This window comes from Clostridium sp. KLE 1755 (genome assembly GCF_000466465.2).
Classification (GTDB): domain Bacteria; phylum Bacillota; class Clostridia; order Lachnospirales; family Lachnospiraceae; genus Eisenbergiella; species Eisenbergiella porci.
Genome location: NZ_KE992668.1, coordinates 1 through 17950 on the forward strand (window position 1 = coordinate 1; position 17950 = coordinate 17950).

Here is a 17950-nt window from a genome sequence, read left to right on the forward strand (position 1 = left end):
TCCCATCCATGCCGCCCGGCGGCGTTTTCCGATTTCCCCGCGCAGGTATTCCGCCGTCCTCTCCTTCAGGTCCGCATCCGCATGGATTTTATCAAAGGTACCGCGAAGCTTACTTTCCATCCCACTCACCTCCCAACTGCTTTTTCAGTTCCTTTCGCGCCCGGTCTAACCAGGTGTAAATCGTGTTTTCACTGCGTTTTAATATCCCGGCTATTTCCACCGCCGTATAGCCTTCATAATAAAACAGGTAGATGGTATTCCTGTATTTCGGGGCGAGACGGAAAACGGCATCCAACAGGCCCTTATCCTCCTGCAGGTAAAACGGTTCCGTAGTTACCTCCTCAATGGAGCGCACCCTCCTGCGGAAGAAGCTTTTCAGAAGATCCTGACAGGCGTTGATGGAAACACGAATAAGCCATGCCTTTTCGTGGGCATCGCTTTCAAAAGAGGAGGGATGCAGGAGGTATTTAAGAAATACCTCCTGAAAAATATCATCCACATCCGCATCATTTTTCAGATATAAAAAACAGATCCGGCGGACCGTGTCCGCATACAAATCAATGGCACGGTTCACCTCGGCTTCATTCCGCATGACATCACCTGTTAGCTAATCAGTGATTGGCTCTCCTGACTTTTAATGATGGTTCCCGCCATGATGGCTTCCATTATGATGGGAGCCGGAAGCGCCGTTACAGCCATTCCCGCTGTGGGGCAGGCAGACAGTTCCATTGTGTTCATGGCAGCCGGTCCGGGTACATCCCTCGGTGGTGCAGGCCTGATGGTAATCGTGGCCGTCACCGATATAGTGGCCGGAGTACGTAACGCCGTCGTGCTGATGGTTCCCGGTCTCATTACAGTTTTCCACACTGCAGAGGGAATTGCAGGCGGCGGACGAATCCGTCCCGTGGCTGTGTCCATGGGCAAATACGGTTAACGGCATAGCGGTAAGCATAACCGCGGAAAGTGCAAGAGCTACGATTGTTTTTTTCATGATTGGTTCCTCCATTTTTCATTGTTCTGATACTAATACGATTGGAGAAACGGAATCCTTTCATTTTTTATAAATTTTTTTATATAACTGTATTGCATTTTCCTTACCGGACCAAATGTATGACATCTTCCTTGCTTTTAATTCCCTTTTCAGTAACGCTCCACCGCTTGAGCGTAGCGCTGTTTTCACCGGTTTTGGTAACAATACAAATGTCCTGGAATCCAAAGTTGCTTGTAACAAATACAAGCTGCAATGACGAATTGGATAGCTTGCTCGCACTCCCCACGAATCCTGAAACCCTGCTAAATGTTCCATCCAGCGCCATCGTATTATCAGAAAGCTTGGTAAAGGTAACAGCCTTCCAGTAAATACCGTCTCCTGACCAGTTTCCGTTCAGCCAGGTCAGCAGTTCCGCAAGGCTGACAGCATTCTGGGCTTCCGCCTTTGCCGCTGCCTGCTGCTTATCCAAATCATTTATCTTTTTTATATAATCCTCGCTGTCTTTATATTCTCTGATGGACTCAAACTGCTTCAGCGCCAGCTCATATCTCTGATACCTCCAATTTGAAACAGCAATCAAATATTTTGTCTCCAGGCACTTTCCCCGCAGCTCCAACACATATTCGTTATCCTGATCCATTTTATCAAGGATTTCCAGCGCTTCATCGAAATCAGACGACTCCCAGAATTCCAAAGCTGTCAGATATTCCTCCGTCAGTTCCACATGTTCTTTTAAGATATCTGCAATCTGCTTCCTGGAATCCTTATAGTCTCCTAATTCCGTGAACATATCCTTTGCTTCCGACACCCTGTCCTGCGAATCACTGTAAATACAGGCAATTTGATAATTACATTCAAGGATTTTTCCTTTGCTGTCCAGGAATCCCTGCAAGCTGTCATATATCTTCAGCGCCTCTCTATAATCCTTTACATCCACGGCATTCTTCATCAAAATTTCTGCCATGGCGTAGCGGGTCTCTTTTACGGCCTGCGTGCAGTCCTTTTCCTTCCGGATGGAATCCAGTATCTTAAGCACAGCTTCATAGTCCTGTATATTTTCCGCGCTTTCCTTTTTATCCAGAGCCATCAGGTAAGTAGTTTCAACTACCTGGTTTTGGCTGTCCTTAAAATCACCCAGCTGCTTAAAACTCTCAATAGCAGTTTCATACTGCCCCAGCTCCGCCTGCTTAACCGCTTCCATATACTTCATATTCGGAATCAATAAAAAAATAATTGCCGACACAGCAGCGGCACAGACAAGGACAGCAGAGGCCACGCCTGCCGCTATCTTTCTTTTTCTGGATCTTTGAGCGGTTTTTTCAGGATTTTCTTCAATGCTTCTGCCCTTTTTCTTTTCCTGACGCTCTCCCGCAGCGCTGAGCTTATATTCTGCCCTGCTGCGCGTTCCGTCCTGAAAAGTTATTTCCTTTATATTGATTTCGAAATTTCTTGCTTTTGCATTGCTGAAAAAAACCGGAACCCTGTCGCCAAAAAGCTCGTTCCGCCCCGCCTTCAGGTCTGTATATGTATAGTCCAGGGTTTCAATGCATTTCCCTAAAAAATCAAGGCAGGCAATCTCAACGACTGCCTCCCTTATTTCCTTTTCAGACAGGCAGATAAACTGCAGCTGCAATATATGGTTACCGGTCACTGTATCCTTTAAAACAGCGCCTTTATTCAGCATAACCGGAGATCCGGCACTCCACTGCTTTTCCTGCAGGTACTTCACCGTCTTATATCTTCCCATAACCGCATATTTCCTTCCTTATGTTACAGCGGAGGCAGTTCTTCCCCGGCTGCTTCCCGGCCTTCAGCCGCAGCTTTTTCATTTTTTCCGTCAATTGCAGTAATCAGCAATCCGCCGGTCATGCATACCGCACTGGTAAGCAGGAAGCCTGATCCAAGAACAAAATAAGCGGTCGCATAGGTGCCGTTAATAATATAATTATAGGCATCTCCCTCAACATAAGCGTTTTTGTTGAGACTGCTTATACCGGAATTATAATATTTCGTCATCTTATCATATCCCCGATAGGTAACCACCCCGAAAGCGATAAAAAATACCGCTGCCAGACAAAACAGAACTTTTTTTGCATTATTACTCACACTATCTCCCTTCTGCGCATTTGGCGCGCGTACAAACCAGCCGGCCACAGATATCTGTCTTCCGGCATATGAAAGTGAAATTTTCTCCACTCTTCTCCATCGATACTATATTACTATAGAAAGAGTTTTGAAGCAATGGGGGCTTTTCCCCAGATAAGTTCAATACAATAACGGGAAACCTTTCATCCACTGTAAGTGTCCTTACCGGACTGCCTGTGCTATGATGTGTACAGACAGGAAAGGAGAGGAACGATATGACAACACAGATTCTTGAAATTGATTCCCTGCGCAAGACGTATGGGAAAGGAAATAATCAGACAAAGGCTCTCAACGGCATTACCTTTCAGGTGATGGCCGGCGAGTTTCTGGGGATTATGGGAAGCAGCGGCTCCGGGAAATCCACGCTGCTTAACTGCATTGCAACGGTCATCCGGCCCACAGGAGGCAGGATCCGCATGCGGGAAACCGATGTGCATTCTCTTAGGGGAGCGGACCTGGCGGAATACCGGGGGAAGAAAATCGGCTATCTGTTCCAGAGCTTTGAGCTGCTGGACAATCTCACCGGGCGGGAAAACATTCTGCTGCCGCTGTCGCTGCACGGTGTCCCGGCAAAGGAAAGCAGGGAGCGTCTGCAGTCTCTTTCGGACTATCTGGAAATTACGGATGTGCTGGATAAGTTCCCGGCGCAGATGTCCGGCGGCCAACAACAGCGCATTGCCGCAGCGAGGGCACTGATCCTCCGGCCGGATATTGTCCTGGCGGACGAGCCTACGGGCGCCCTGGATTCCGGAAATGCAAAGTCGCTGATGGAAAAGCTGTCAGGACTGAACCAGGAACACAATACCACCATCCTCATGGTCACCCATGATGCCAATGCAGCCAGCTACTGTAAAAGGATCCTGTTTATCCAGGACGGCGTTATTTTCCATGAGCTGCGAAAGAATGTGCCCGAGGAATCCCGGCCGGAATTCTATGAACGAATCCTGAAGGTCATGGCCCAGTTAGGAGGTGGCAGTGCAAATGTTCTTTGATTTGATTTCACGCAACAGCAGACGGAGCAGAAAAGAAAACGGACTGTTTTTCGCTTCCCTGCTCATCTCGGTGATTGCCTTTTATATCATTTTATCCCTGTCCCAACAGGATGTGATAAAATTTCTCATGAAAATGGAAAGCGACGCCATCAGCAGGCTGCTTCGGATGATCCCTTTGTTTTACGGGATGACCCTGCTCATCCTGTTCTTCCTGATTTACTTTGCCAGCAAATACCAGCTGGAACGGCGCAGGCATGAATTCGGCGTGTATCTGATGCTGGGAATGCGCCGTTCCAGGCTGTTTTTCCTGCTTCTGGGAGAGGATATACGAAACAGCGCCTTCGTGCTTGCCATCGGCCTGCCCGCCGCTGTCCTCCTGTCCGAGCTGATCAGCCTGATCACGGCGCGTCTCACCGGCCTGGGGATCATCGGCCACCGCCTGAACATTTCCCTGACTGCAATCCTGTGGACAGCCATTGGGTTCGCCCTGATCAAACTGGCCGCCTTTATGATACTCAGCGGGCGCATCGCGGGGGAGGAAATCGGAAGCCTGCTGACAGAGGCCCCGGATGGGACTAAAAAGCAGCTGCCCTCCGCCGTTTATGCACTGGCCCTCCTTGCCGGCGCCGCGCTGCTTGCAGCAGCTTATACCATGGCTATCTGCGGTTTTTCCTGGAATAATGTTGCCCATATGGGAATTACCCTGCTGTCCGGCTTTTTGGGCACTCTCCTGTACTTTTTCGGCCTCCGCTCTTTCCTGGGGCTGCTGGCAGGCCGCGCCGGCCGGGAAAAAAAGCTGCATACCTTCACCTTCCGTCAGCTGCAGGAAAACGTAATCCACCGTTCCCACGCCCTTGCCATCAGCTCGCTGCTGATTCTGGCTGCGCTCTGCTGCTTTGGCACAGGGGTGGCAGTCGCGCTGGTTTACGGGGATTCTGAGCAGCATGTCCTCGATTACACATTTCCCTGCCCGGATAATCCTTCCGTCATACGGGAACAGCTCTCCGCCGCCGGTTTTTCCGATACGTTTGGCAGCCTGTTTGAAATGAAGGTCGGGCATATCATTCCCGCAGAGGAGAACACGCCGCGCTTTTCCATGGACGCAGTCCTGAAGGCGCTGGAGGGCCTGCCTGAATCTGAAGGCAGGGATGTCCTTCTGAACAATTTTTCCGATGGATATACGCCGCGCCTGATCGCCCTGTCCGGATATAACCAGCTGCTTGCTGCCGCCGGACTTCCGGAGATAACGCTGTCCGGCAATGAGGCGGCGGTCTATATGGATACGGATTTCACCGGAAACAACCGGCTTGTCCTTTTCAACGGGATCCTTGACGGACGCCCTGAGATATGGATTGCAGGGGAAGCCTTTTTGCTCACCGGCAATGTCAATACCACCAACCTCGTCGTGGATCGTTCCATTACCCTGGCCCTGGCGCTCATTGTGCCGGACGAAGTCTTTGAACGCATGACGGACGGCAATTATGCCGTTTATCTCAACGCGGTGCTTTCTCCCGACAGGCTGAAAGGGCAGAGCCTGCTTGGGGCGGTTTCCGAAACCAACGACAGGCTTACCCGCACCGGCATTCCCTATGAAAGCTACCTGCAGAACATAGGACGGCAGCTTTTTTATGTGGTATCCGTCAGCTATATTACCATTTACCTGGCAATTATTTTCCTGATCGTTGCAAATACGGTCCTCGGCGTACAGTTCCTTACACAGCAGCAGAAAAACCGGCGGCGCTACAAAACCCTGATAAGGCTGGGCGCCCCCTGTGAGACGCTCTGCTGCTCCGCCGCAAAACAGATCCGCTGGTTTTTCGGGATTCCTGTCGCCGTCGCAGCGGTGAGCAGTCTTTTCGGCGTGAGGTCGTTGTTAAGCGGCCTGCTTCCATCCCGGAGCCAGCCATATATTTCCTCACTGATGTGGTTATCCCTGGCTATGATTTTACTGCTCCTTATAGTAGAATACATTTATATGGCTGCTGTTAAAAAGCTGAGCTGCCGGTACCTGCTGACTCTCATGGTGCCGGAGCGGGAGGCATAGGCCCTCGCGGCAGTCGCCAAATATCCATGCAAGCATGGCTGCTTGGCTCGTTGCCCGCGGAAATAAAAAAGAAGGGAGAAAGATGCTTGAAACGGATTGCAATTGTGGAGGATGAAGTCTATATGAGGGAAGAGCTTGCGGAAATGCTGCGAAGCGCGGATTATGAGGTGCATGAAATCACCATCTTTGAGGACACCGCCGGCCAGCTGCTCCGGCTGTCTCCCGATCTGATCCTTCTGGATATCAATCTCCCCCAGGCAAGCGGCTTTCAGATCTGCCGGGAAATAAAGCAGAAAAGCGCCATCCCCGTACTGGTGCTGACCTCCCGTGATCAGATGCGGGATGAACTTCATGCCCTGGAGCTGGGCGCGGATGAATATCTCACAAAGCCCTGCCGGAAGGAACGCCTGCTGGCAAGGGCAGCCAATGTGCTAAAACGCTATGAAGGGCGCGCCCATATGCTGGAAGGCCCGGATTTCCTGCTGGACCGCCAGACCTATACGCTTTATATCCATAATAAATCCGTGGTGCTGCCGGGGAATCAGGGAAAGCTTCTGGAAGCTTTTCTCCTCCACGGCGCCAATCCCGTAAAAAAAGAGGAGCTGCTTACCGCCCTGTGGGGAACCACGGAGTATATCGACGAAAATGCACTCCAGGTCAATCTGACCAGACTGAAAAGGACCATGCAGGAGCTGGAAATGCGCCGGAAAATCATCCCCGTGCGCGGTGTGGGCTATCAGCTGATCCCTGAGGAAAATAACGATGAAACATAACTGGAAAATCTGCAGGCAATACCTGCCCTGGCTTCTGCTGCTTCTTGGCACGGACGGCGTCTTCGTCCTGCTGCTGTGGCTTGCCGACATACAGGCCCTGAAGGCATTTGCCGCATTCCTGGTGCTTGGCACCCTACTGCTGTTTTCAGCAGTCCTGTCCGTGGTAATTTTACGTGAAAACAGGCGGCAGAAGGCATTTCTGGCATTTCTGCACACGCCTGAGGAATATCAGGAGGAACAGCTGCTCCGTCTCTCCGGTGCGGCTGAAAAAGACATGATACGTATCCTTGGCGCCGCGCTCCGCCAAAAGCAGGAGGAATATCAGCTGCTGCAGGGCCGGATATCCGACTATGAAGATTATGTGGAAGCCTGGGCCCACGAAATCAAAACGCCTGTTTCCCTGCTCACCATGCTGATCGATAACCGGCGGGACGACATGCCGGAGCATGAACAGCAGAAGCTGGACTATATCCGGAACCGGATGCAGGAATCCGTGAACCAGATGCTTTTCTACGCCCGCCTGAAAAGCGCGCGGAAGGACTATCTGCTGGAAACCCTTTCACTTTCTGAATGTGTGGAGGACGTGCTGGAGGATTACCGTCCCCTGCTGGAGGGAAAAGGGTTCCTGGTAAGCACGGATATTTGTGACGCCGCTGTTTTTTCAGATCGGAGAGGCCTGCATTTCCTGCTCAGCCAGGTTATCAGCAACAGCGTAAAATACTGCCGTGACGATATCCGGCCCGAGCTATCCCTTTTCTTTATCCGCAAAGAAGCTCACTGCTCGCTGATCATCCGTGATAATGGCATGGGCGTACGCAGCAGTGACCTGCCTTATATTTTTGAAAAAGGCTTTACCGGGGATTCCGGGGAAGGCAGGAAGAAGGCCACTGGCATGGGACTGTATTTGGCAAAGGAAATTGCCGGGGATCTTAAACTGACGCTGGAAGCGGACTCCCGGTGGGGAGAGGGCTTTGTGATGAAAATAATTTTCCCTGTAGTCTGATGCTAATGCAACCTATCTGATAAATCGTTCAAGTTCGCATATCACGTATAAGTTTTCCAACGGAGGTTCCCAATTCCTCTCTAATCGCCTCCGGCTCTTCGCAAAAAAGAGCCGCTTGTTCAACTGCCAGATCTACATTTTGCTTGAAACGTTCAAATTTCAGTTTACTTCCTTTACTATAACCCTCTGAATGCTGGCCCACCAGAATTTCCAGATATCGTTTCTTTTCGGAAGCATCCGGGAACAATTGTTTTCTCAGATTTTTACGGTTCTCCAAAAGCTTATTTTTATCATAGTTCTCCAATCCCGGAAAATGCATCAAGAGCCATAATTCAAAATTGGGATTAGAAATAACAATACGAATCTTATGTAGCAGACATAGTTTGAATATCTCATCCAGACATGCGGTCAAACCTTTATAATCCCTATCAAATATTACACAAACAACATCTATTTCCGGATCGAAATCTTCCCAGGCGCAATAAGTTTTCCACTTGTCCTTTGGTAACTCTTGTCCCTCATTATCTATACGCCCCATTGAATGTAAACAGGCATTTACAAGCTGCAACGGATGACTATAAGTTTCCTGCCCATTTTCCTTGGGGACAATTTCAATAAAAACATCATTTTTTATACGTAATGTTACTCTATTGTTGCGTATTCCCTCAAAATATGACTCTTCCGTTGCGCCCTCTGATACACAGTAAAAGTGAACTCTTGGTTTTACTGTTCCAGCCTCTGAACTGTAATCGTATGGTTTTGGTTTTCTTAAATTCAGTCTTTCCAATCCCCATCCCTCCCCCACACATAATCAAAGTCCTTAAATATAGGAACAGCTCCATATCTGCCTGACAAATAATCTCTGGAGACTACCTTGTCATAACGGATTTTAAACTTATCTAATGTATAAAGTGAGGTCATATTATCACTATCACGTTCTGCAAGCCATATCTCATCCCTTCTTAAAATTTTCAAATCCATAAGATTGGATTCATGGGTAGTAATAATCAGCTGTGTGTTCCTGTGTTCGGAGAATTTAAGAAACGTTTCGACAAATTTTATTGTCATTTGCGGATGAAGACTGCGATCCAACTCGTCGATAATAAATACACGTTCATCATCGTCATTTAAAATAACATCTAACAGTTCTATCAGTCTTTGTGTGCCATCTGATTCTTCTCCATATTCATAGCTGGCTTCGTCCTCTCCATGCTGGAACATCAATTTTGCAATTTTATCCGGCCCGTTTGCCCCATAATCCAATTCAAACAAAGTTTCACCAAAATTGACAATACGTTTCATTTTATGCTTGTTTTCTCTTTCCGGCCCCTTTAAAAGTTTTTCAGCCAGAGAATCATCGGAAAAATATTCTTTAAATGCATTTTCATTCAAATTTTTCATTTCATATCCGGTAATTCCAGTATCTAAATAATCAAGAACCTTTACTAACCTGGTATTGTCACTTCCAAACCAAAAATAACTGGAACCAATCTTAGTTTCCGGATAAATTACCGTTAATTTATAACGGAACCAATTATATATCTCCGTAAAAATTCCATAATCTTTCTCATCCAGTTTTCTTCTGTTAATCTCATACAAAAACAAGGAAGTGTTAATACGGTTTGCATCCTTCATAAAGTAATGGAACTGCTGAATATTATCTGAATTTTCAAATAATTCCTCGTCAAAATAATACTGCTCTTGTTCGACCAGTCTTTCAAAAATTGTATGCTCTCTTTCCCCTTTTAACTCATACAGCCATTCAGATATTATACAATGTTTATTGAGATTTACTGTAAAACCATAGGCAAAACATTTTTCTTTTATAGTAAATTCGTATTCAAACAATGTAGGTAAATCTTTATTTGTTTTTTTACTTCTGCAATACTTATCATTAAAATCTATGCCCTCTATCGTGGAAAGTATAATTTTTCTACCGCAGTCAATCGCACGAATCAAATTTGTTTTACCTGATGCATTTGCACCATAAAGAGAAGAGAATTTTAATATTTTTCTTCCGTCGAAATTAATAACTCTATCCTTGAACTGTTCCGTTCTTCCGGCGTACAGGTGAAACTCTTCCGGTATAATCTGTTCTTTTTCATCTGTTCTGTAACCAAAAGACATAAAATTTGATACCGAAAACCGCATTAGCATTCTAATCACTCTCCCGATTTTTTCTCAACTTAAATAACATTATATCAGATATATTTAAAATTATACCACTATAATGCGTATTATCAAGAGATTTTATCTCTGTTTTTTATATTTAAGCTATTCTAAATTCTATTTTCATTTGCATGATAAAACTTTTTAGAGAAAAAATACCAATCCCTCATCTAATCCTAAGCCTGCTGTCCATAATCACCGCATCCTGGCAATACGTATTCACAAGACATTCCAGAAGTATCCTGTCTCCCTGGCTGAACTTGGGCGCGCACAATATTTCAAGCTCATCGAAGCACTCTTCTCTGATTTTCAGGAAATAATCCTCTCTGGCCAGGCTGATGCTGTTTCTGATATTATCATCCATTTTTCGTTTGGCCTGTTCGGGATCCTTGAGCAGCTCCTCCAGGGAAACCGGCATAAAATACAGCAGATACCGCCATTCCTTCTGAAACTCCCATGCACTGTTTTTATTCTTGCCTAACCGGGTAAGCTCAATGCCGGCACAGTCCTCTCCGCCGTGCTGCATCTGCCGCCTGAGACTGGGGTATAACAGTCTCTCGTCATCCGTATAATTGACTTTATGAAGAAGCTTTTCTTCCATTACCGGAAACATGTTTTCCTGATATAAATCTTCTTCGGGAATACAGCTGGTTACAAAGCGGCCCTTCTGCCTGGGATCCTCCCAGGTATATTGTTCAAAGGGATTTAGAGGGAGCCTGATTCTTACGCCGTCCATTTTTGAGTACATATTCCACATCGGTATGGATTCCTCTTTTTCGCTGGTCCATGAGCTTACAAAACAATATTTCCCGGCTCTTCTGAAATCAGCGCTTGCCAGTTCATTCGGATCGTCCACATATTTCAGGGAATTCAGCCGGATTGACCGGGTTTTTACTATCTGGGCCAGCGCGCTCAGGCTTGTATATTGATATAAATAGTCCATATCCCCTGTGCCTTTCTTTTCTGCCTGGATTTGTGGAAAATACATTGCCTAATGCAGAATAATTATCGGTTCTCTGTGAAGTATTTCCTGTGTTCTTCCCCTTATTCACTTTTTGGCGGACCGAACATTTTGTATCTGATAACACCACAGAAAGTTCGGCCGGTATTACTCCTATTTACAATATTTGGTTGATTTTGATGACATCAGGAAGCTAACTCTCCATATATATTAAGTAGTTTCTTAAAATGATAAGGTAATGAAAATTCCTCCTTTGCTTTCAAATAAGCTTCTTGACTATATGAAATTCTTAAATCAACATCCAGAATTAACCTTTTCATTACATAAGCCAGTCTGTCAACATCTCCTGGAGGAATTAGATTTCCATTGATACCATCAATGACTGCCTCAGGTATTGATGCAATATTAGTAGATATATTCGGTATTCCATAGCCCATGCTCTCCAGAATAGTCATAGGGAGGCCTTCATTATAAGAAGGAAGTACATTCAGCATTGTCTCTGAAAAGCACCTGAGCCGTTCTTCTTTTGGCAGCCAGCCACAGTATACAGCTCTTCCCTCAAGATGATATTCAGCTATTTTACCGGCAATATCAAATTCCTTATCATCTCCGTATATGGTTAATTTAACATTCTCCGGAATTTGATCCAGGATAAGTTGAAATGCCTGCAATAAATCTTCTATCCCTTTTCTTGGTATCAACATACCATAAAACAAAACATTATGGGCTTCAGCATTATAACAATTTGTCTTTTCCACATTCACCGCATTATGCAAAACAATAATCTTATCTTTATTTGCATCACCCATGACCTGCTCCATAAATACAGACCATTTCTTTCCAAGAACTATCATTCTGTCCGGTAGTGTGAAAATTTTTGCTATGATCTTCTGAATAATCCGGTTTCTTTTCTCATACCAATCCTCTATGGTAGCCCCATGCATATGGATCACCGTTTTTACTCCCATCCGCTTCGCAATCCAAACTACTAAACCTTCCCTAAAAACGCTCCCCCGTTCTCCCATATGAACATGGACAATATCTATTTTCCCTTTCTTTATAACATAGATAATCTTCGGCAGCACTTTTAAAAAAGTAAATATTTTAACAAATTTATTTGCTCTTATTACAGTTGCAATATATTTTAAATTTGTCTTCCGGCAGAAATCTTCATTATTAAGATAGTTTTCCACAACAGTCAGCATTCCCCCGATAGAGGTTTTATCTACCCCAATCATTAAAACATTCATATTCCTGAATCCTTTCCTAATATGTATGGTTTCTTGTTTCCGAAGTCCTGCCCAAGTATATACTCATAAAAGGTACCCTTCTCAGAAGTTACGGTATCCTTCAATTTATAGGTTAATTTATGTACGCTTGTCAAAGCTGTTATATAATTTAATTTTTCTTCACTAAAGTTGTTTTCTAGCTCATTTAACAAAAGTCCCGTACATCCACTATGCACACAAGGTATCTGTTCAAGTATATCCCTGTTATTTTCCAATACAATCGTAAAAATAATACAGGTAAACAAGTACTCTATTACATGCTTTTCTTTTCTCCAGTATTCGTATAAAATATTTCTGGTTTCTCTCATAATTTGATTAGACTTTCTGCAGTGTAATAGCCAGATGGGAAATAGCGCCGGATTATATATTAATCCTAAGGAATCACGGAAAGCAAACAAATCGCTGTTCATCACATATTCCGGCAACGGGCCAGTTAACAGTACTGTTGCATCTATCCATGTCCCTCCATAATGCTCCAGTAGAGAAAAACGTATTACATCAGAATAAGCCGCCGCAGACAAAATACCTTTATCCCATTTTTGTTCAATAAACTGTGGAAGCTTAATATATTTATACAGATTCTTATCCGATAACATAATTACTGAATCTTTATAATAACAGCGAATAGACTCAATACATCTTTTTACAATTAACGGCGCATTTTCTTCTCCCTGATTCCAGTAAATCCATACAGGATTCCCAGGTGAAAGATTGCCAAACTCTAATCCTATTGGTTCAACAGCTGCCGCATAAGAATATTTATTTTCAATCCATCTGCGTACTTTTCTATAATATAGTATTTTTTTATTTTCATAATCCGTAACTATGTGCAGCGGATTTACAGTAAATAATCCCCGTTTTATTGAATTTAAAACCCCATATCTCTTAAAATAATCCTTTATTCCAATATTTTGGAATGCTCCCATAATACATTCTTCTCCCTTCGGTCCGTGTCCTCAGACAGAGTGATTGGATTAGAGCCATTTGCTATGAGGTCTAACTCAATCGGTACCTGAGCCGAAATAGCCAGTATACAACATACATATTTTTTGTCAGGATCATTGTAAACAGAATCCTCTGCTTTTTTTCCATTTTTTTAATAGGATATGTCTTCAGAACCTGTAATGTTGTCTCATCTTCCGCCATCTCCTTAAGCCGTCTCATACACCAGTCCTTTCCATTTTGTTTTCTAAAAGCAACCTCCTGTTTCATACATGTAATCAGATTATCCATATAATTCCTGTCTATCCTTTGCCTGAATGATATATTCCCAGCTCCGCAATCCTTCAGTTCCGTATCCAAAAGCCGTTTCATATGTTTTGCCACCTCATAACGGTCCTTCTTATATCTCTTAGTCAGAGAGCTTTCATTGGCACAGTAATAATAAAAGCATTCAGGCAGCAGAACAACTTTCCTTGCATACCTGCATATTGCAATGTTAAAAAAAAGGTCCTCGCAAAGCACCTTCTCTTCCTTCCGAAAAAATACTTCCTCCTCCCTAAAAAGTGACGCACGGTAAAGTGCAGCACAAGCACTCATTCCAGCAAAACAGTTACGTGATATTTCAGGTACCGCCCCAAGGGCCTCCCCAATAAATTCAGCCATGATCTCATCTCCTGAGTAAATTAATTTCTCAGGAGGGACTCCTGCCCTTTCTTCCCCATTTATCGATACATCCACGAATCCGCTGTAGCAAATGTCCGCCTGCTGTATAACAAGTGTCTGCAAAAGTTTTTCTGCCATAACCTTATCCACATAATCGTCCGAATCGACAAAAAGAAAATATTCCCCCTCCGCCGCTATAATACCGGAATTGCGTGCCATGCCCAGGCCTTCATTTTTTTTGTGAATTACTTTTATCCGGTTATCCGCTTTCTTCCACTGATCACAAAGACTGCCGCTGAAATCTGTGGAACCGTCATCAACCATTATGATCTGCAAATTTGTATACGTCTGAGACACAATCGTTTCCATACATCTGTTCAAATATGGCGCAACATTGAAAACCGGAATAATTACACTGATTAATGGATGTTTTTCCTTCATTAATATTCCTCCCATCACGGATACCAGGTTATCCCACGTCAAAAAATATCAATCTGGTGTAAATAATCGAATATGTAACCCATTGTCTCTTCCGGCATTTGGTTTACAACACCGTGACCGGCGCCTTTTACTCTGTAAAACTCAACATTCTCATACACCTCTGAGGCATATTCGGAATATATAATATCAACGGAATCATCCTGTTCCCCATGTATCAGCAGCACATTCTTCTTATAATTACCAATTTCCTTATATACATCATAATCCCAGATATCCTCAAAATACTTTTTCCCCACCATGAGGAAATGGTAATAATATTCATCCGGAATATCAGCAATAGTCTCAAATAAATCATGTGCTTCCTTAGGAATCAGAAATGCAGGACTCTCTAAGATTATGCCCGCAACATTTTCTTCACATCTGGCTGCCGTAATTGCCGTGACAATCCCACCCTGACTAAAACCTGCCAGAACAATTTTATTTTTATCTATGGCATTCCATTTTCTCGCTGAGTTTAACACAGCCTCCAAATCAGACACTTCTGTCATAACAGACATATCAATTACTTTTCCATCACTTTTACTTTCATCCGAGCCTCCGCAAAAATCAAAACAATATACCGCAATTCCCCTTGCTGCCAAGCTGGTTGCATAAAGTTCTCCCTTTGCATGAGTATCCGAAAGGCCATGGGAATAAATCAGCAGGGGAACCCGGCCTTTCCTTTCCGGCAAATAAAGGACCCCGTAAATACGTTTATTTCCGTTTGTACACCATACCTCTTTCATTTTATATGAATAGTGATCCTTTATTTCTTCTGTTTGTGTTTTCAGAATTTTTTCCGTTTCTGTTCCGGATTTAAATATTTCAGATCCGCAGCCCGAAAGAATACACATCAATAGTATGACGGTCATTATGCACCTGCTAATTTGATTCATTTTCTGATCCTCCAATATTGGATTCGACCATATAAACAGGGAATTATCCGAATCATCCACGCACTTACCAGAAATTTTCTCTGTAATCCTCTGCGCCATTTCCAATTTTTAAGAATATAATCTCTTGACGCATCCCACAGCGTATCCTTCCTAAAAATCCCGGCTTTAGAAAGAGCATTTACCGTTATAATGTGTTCTTTCATCATATGACGTTCACACTGTACCCTTAATTCAGGGTATCTCCTTCTGATATATGCACATAATCTCTCCCCTGCATCTATCAGATCGCAGGCGCTGTCTTTCCCAAAACTATTTACGACTGAGGCCTCCCTGAAAACATAGTAATACAGAGGTTCCGCCACAATTGAAATTCCTTTACACCGATCTGACAACTGGTATAAAGTAAACTTATCTTCATACTTTCTTCCAATTGGGAATTGTACTTCATCAAATAATTGTCGTTCAAAAAGTTTGTTCCACATAAAATTACCAATTTCTTCACCTGATAAAACCTGACTCCAAAAATCCACAAATCCTATTCTCCCGGACTTTGGATAACACATTTTTTTCTTTTTATTATCTCTGTCCAGATAATAGCCACAGCAAACAAGCTGAGACGCTTCTTCTGTCGCTTTTTTCCATAGCTTTTCAATAAATTTTTTGTCTACATAATCATCACTATCTACAAAAGACAGATATTTCCCCTGTGACTTTTGGATCCCCATATTTCGCGCATCTGATGATCCGCCGTTTTCTTTCCAGTAATAATGAAAAGAAGAAAATTCTTTGCAAAATGTCTCACAAATATAACGGCTTAAATCAGTTGAGCCATCATCTATCAGTATTACTTCCATTTTACTGAAGGTTTGACCAGCCAGAGATAATAAACATTTTCTGAGATATTTTCCACTGTTATAAATAGGTACAATAACGGACACTTCAACCATATATCATCCCTTCAATTTCTCTTGATTTTACCCATAGCTGTTTTGGATAGCTCCGATTCTTTTATATAGATCTGCCCAATTCTCTTCATTGTCGGAAGAGCCGTATTCAGCTTTTTGATATAGTTCTCAATCTGAGACTTCCGCTCCTCAAATTTTCTTTCATCAGGACAGGTATAAATCTCAGCTGTAATCTTATCATCACTCCCATATACTCTGCATTCCGATATAAATGGACATCCATACAGCTTGTCTTCCAATTCTTCCGGACTTACATTATCTCCGTTGGCCAGAATTATAATGTTCTTTTTTCTGCCGGTTATATATAGATATCCATCCTCATCCATTCTTCCCATATCTCCTGTATGAAGCCATCCGTTTTGACAAACCTTATTTGTTTCCACAGGATTTCTATAATATCCGAGCATCATTCCCTCACCACCAGCTAAGATCTCGCCTTCTTCGATCTTTACTTTTGCATATGGTTCCACCCTGCCCACGGAATTTTCCCGATAGGGACCTGCTCCGGATATCCCCCTTGTTACCTCTGTCAAGCCATAGTTGGCTTGCAAACGCATGCCCAACTGCCTGACCTTATCATACATTCCCGGAAATAGCGGTGCACCCAGATAATATATTTCCTTTACACCGGATAACTGTTCCTTCGATAAATTTCCCTTCTGTATTTGGGTAAATATATTTCTCAACATAGAAGGGACCAAAACAATTTTTGTAACTTTAATTCTTCGAAGATCTCTGAGCAAATATTTCGCACTGCTTATGACAATACGATTCCCAAATAACAATTCATCGTAACTGTTAAAAATTCCGCCCACATGATGCAAGGGAAGTGCGATTAAAACGGTTTTACTTCCTCTTTCATTTACATTAAGATAATAATGTCCATATATCATCATTCCTTTATTGCGTAACTGAACGATCTTGCTTTTTCCGCTGGTCCCGGATGAAAAATACATCATTATCACATCGTCTTCGCTTCTTTTTGTAAAGGAAACAGGTATCTCGCAAAATGCCTGCGACAATTCCAGAAATGGGATACGTTCCCCGCACGTTGTATACTCATGTAACATCCCATCATCACACAGGGCTATTTCCGTATCTGATAATTCAATAAAATCAATCAGTTCTTCTTCTCCAAGATTGTAGTTAAAAGCCACAACCGTGTTCCCTGAAGCGATAATTCCCATACACTGGACCAGCCACAGATAGCTATTCTCTGCTACAATGCCGATATGGTGGCCTCCACCGGCAAAAGAATGCTTCCAAAAGCTGCAGCTTCTCTCAATATCTGCGATAAATTGGGAACTCATTATCCTTTTGCTCCCCTCCAAAAGTATTTCTCTGTCCCCATAAAATTTTAACGTTGACACCAAATAATCTACCATTTCTCAGGATACCCCCAGTATCTTCTGAATCTCATTCACCATATCCTGCACCGTATCTACCCGCATTAATACTTTCTCCGGAATTCGAATGGAAAAGAGGATCTCCAAATCAGAAAGCATTGTATAGATTTGCAAAGATTCCAGTCCTAAATCATCCATCAGGGAAGCTTCCGGTTTCACCTCCTCCTCCACACCAATTTTCTGAATTAAGTGAATTACTTTTTCCTGTACTGTTTCCATCAGATTCTCCTT

General features: G+C 43.7%; 18 protein-coding genes. 4 read left to right on the forward strand and 14 right to left on the reverse strand.

Annotated features, from left to right (window positions below; translation table 11 throughout):
* Positions 1 to 109: 109 nt before the first annotated feature.
* The 4 genes from HMPREF1548_RS04860 to HMPREF1548_RS04875 form a co-directional block, all read right to left on the reverse strand.
* Positions 110 to 592 carry an RNA polymerase sigma factor gene (locus HMPREF1548_RS04860; RefSeq protein ID WP_021634693.1) on the reverse strand — a complete coding sequence of 161 codons (483 nt, stop codon included), beginning with the start codon at positions 590 to 592 and terminating at the stop codon, positions 110 to 112.
* Between the two features lie 42 nt (positions 593 to 634).
* Positions 635 to 991 carry a hypothetical protein gene (locus HMPREF1548_RS04865; RefSeq protein ID WP_021634694.1) on the reverse strand — a complete coding sequence of 119 codons (357 nt, stop codon included), beginning with the start codon at positions 989 to 991 and terminating at the stop codon, positions 635 to 637.
* Between the two features lie 103 nt (positions 992 to 1094).
* Positions 1095 to 2738 carry a tetratricopeptide repeat protein gene (locus HMPREF1548_RS04870; protein ID WP_021634695.1) on the reverse strand — a complete coding sequence of 548 codons (1644 nt, stop codon included), beginning with the start codon at positions 2736 to 2738 and terminating at the stop codon, positions 1095 to 1097.
* Positions 2739 to 2761: 23 nt separating this feature from the next.
* A complete protein-coding gene (locus tag HMPREF1548_RS04875; protein ID WP_147331810.1) occupies positions 2762 to 3097 on the reverse strand; it encodes a hypothetical protein in 336 nt (111 codons plus the stop codon).
* A gap of 254 nt (positions 3098 to 3351) precedes the next feature.
* On the opposite strand from HMPREF1548_RS04875, the gene HMPREF1548_RS04880 reads away from it, so the two are divergent.
* From HMPREF1548_RS04880 to HMPREF1548_RS04895, 4 genes are all read left to right on the forward strand, one after another.
* Positions 3352 to 4128, forward strand: coding sequence for an ABC transporter ATP-binding protein (locus HMPREF1548_RS04880; protein ID WP_021634697.1), 777 nt, complete (start codon positions 3352 to 3354; stop codon positions 4126 to 4128).
* On the forward strand, positions 4118 to 6172 hold the full coding sequence (locus HMPREF1548_RS04885) for an ABC transporter permease (RefSeq protein WP_035321095.1): 2055 nt from the start codon (positions 4118 to 4120) through the stop codon (positions 6170 to 6172). The genes HMPREF1548_RS04880 and HMPREF1548_RS04885 overlap by 11 nt, the downstream gene beginning before the upstream one ends.
* Positions 6173 to 6258: 86 nt before the next feature.
* Entirely contained in the window at positions 6259 to 6945 is a 687-nt protein-coding gene (locus HMPREF1548_RS04890) for a response regulator transcription factor (protein WP_025489279.1), read from the forward strand.
* Positions 6935 to 7948: a sensor histidine kinase gene (locus tag HMPREF1548_RS04895; protein ID WP_021634701.1), complete on the forward strand. Its 1014-nt coding sequence runs from the start codon at positions 6935 to 6937 to the stop codon at positions 7946 to 7948. Before HMPREF1548_RS04890 ends, HMPREF1548_RS04895 begins: the two co-directional genes overlap by 11 nt.
* A 28-nt stretch (positions 7949 to 7976) precedes the next feature.
* Here the strand turns inward: HMPREF1548_RS04895 and HMPREF1548_RS04900 are convergent, their stop codons facing one another.
* From HMPREF1548_RS04900 to HMPREF1548_RS04945, 10 genes are all read right to left on the reverse strand, one after another.
* On the reverse strand, positions 7977 to 8735 hold the full coding sequence (locus tag HMPREF1548_RS04900; RefSeq protein WP_021634702.1) for an RloB family protein: 759 nt from the start codon (positions 8733 to 8735) through the stop codon (positions 7977 to 7979).
* Positions 8723 to 10105, reverse strand: coding sequence for an AAA family ATPase (locus HMPREF1548_RS04905; RefSeq protein ID WP_083492919.1), 1383 nt, complete (start codon positions 10103 to 10105; stop codon positions 8723 to 8725). Before HMPREF1548_RS04905 ends, HMPREF1548_RS04900 begins: the two co-directional genes overlap by 13 nt.
* A gap of 178 nt (positions 10106 to 10283) precedes the next feature.
* A complete protein-coding gene (locus tag HMPREF1548_RS04910; protein WP_198168613.1) occupies positions 10284 to 11060 on the reverse strand; it encodes a DUF2971 domain-containing protein in 777 nt (258 codons plus the stop codon).
* A 203-nt stretch (positions 11061 to 11263) separates the two neighbouring features.
* Positions 11264 to 12328: a glycosyltransferase family 4 protein gene (locus HMPREF1548_RS04915; RefSeq protein ID WP_021634705.1), complete on the reverse strand. Its 1065-nt coding sequence runs from the start codon at positions 12326 to 12328 to the stop codon at positions 11264 to 11266.
* The gene (locus HMPREF1548_RS04920; protein ID WP_021634706.1) at positions 12325 to 13293 is read right to left on the reverse strand and encodes a capsular polysaccharide synthesis protein; all 969 of its coding nucleotides are present in this window, start codon (positions 13291 to 13293) and stop codon (positions 12325 to 12327) included. Before HMPREF1548_RS04920 ends, HMPREF1548_RS04915 begins: the two co-directional genes overlap by 4 nt.
* A 70-nt stretch (positions 13294 to 13363) precedes the next feature.
* The gene (locus HMPREF1548_RS04925) at positions 13364 to 14428 is read right to left on the reverse strand and encodes a glycosyltransferase family 2 protein (RefSeq protein ID WP_021634707.1); all 1065 of its coding nucleotides are present in this window, start codon (positions 14426 to 14428) and stop codon (positions 13364 to 13366) included.
* A 23-nt stretch (positions 14429 to 14451) separates the two neighbouring features.
* Positions 14452 to 15144 (reverse strand): alpha/beta hydrolase family protein, encoded by a 693-nt coding sequence (locus HMPREF1548_RS04930; RefSeq protein WP_181970054.1) that lies wholly within the window; start codon positions 15142 to 15144, stop codon positions 14452 to 14454.
* Between the two features lie 200 nt (positions 15145 to 15344).
* Positions 15345 to 16295: a glycosyltransferase family 2 protein gene (locus tag HMPREF1548_RS04935; protein ID WP_021634709.1), complete on the reverse strand. Its 951-nt coding sequence runs from the start codon at positions 16293 to 16295 to the stop codon at positions 15345 to 15347.
* Between the two features lie 11 nt (positions 16296 to 16306).
* On the reverse strand, positions 16307 to 17698 hold the full coding sequence (locus HMPREF1548_RS04940) for a class I adenylate-forming enzyme family protein (RefSeq protein WP_021634710.1): 1392 nt from the start codon (positions 17696 to 17698) through the stop codon (positions 16307 to 16309).
* Positions 17699 to 17701: 3 nt separating this feature from the next.
* Positions 17702 to 17938 carry a phosphopantetheine-binding protein gene (locus HMPREF1548_RS04945; protein ID WP_021634711.1) on the reverse strand — a complete coding sequence of 79 codons (237 nt, stop codon included), beginning with the start codon at positions 17936 to 17938 and terminating at the stop codon, positions 17702 to 17704.
* Between the last annotated feature and the right edge of the window lie 12 nt (positions 17939 to 17950).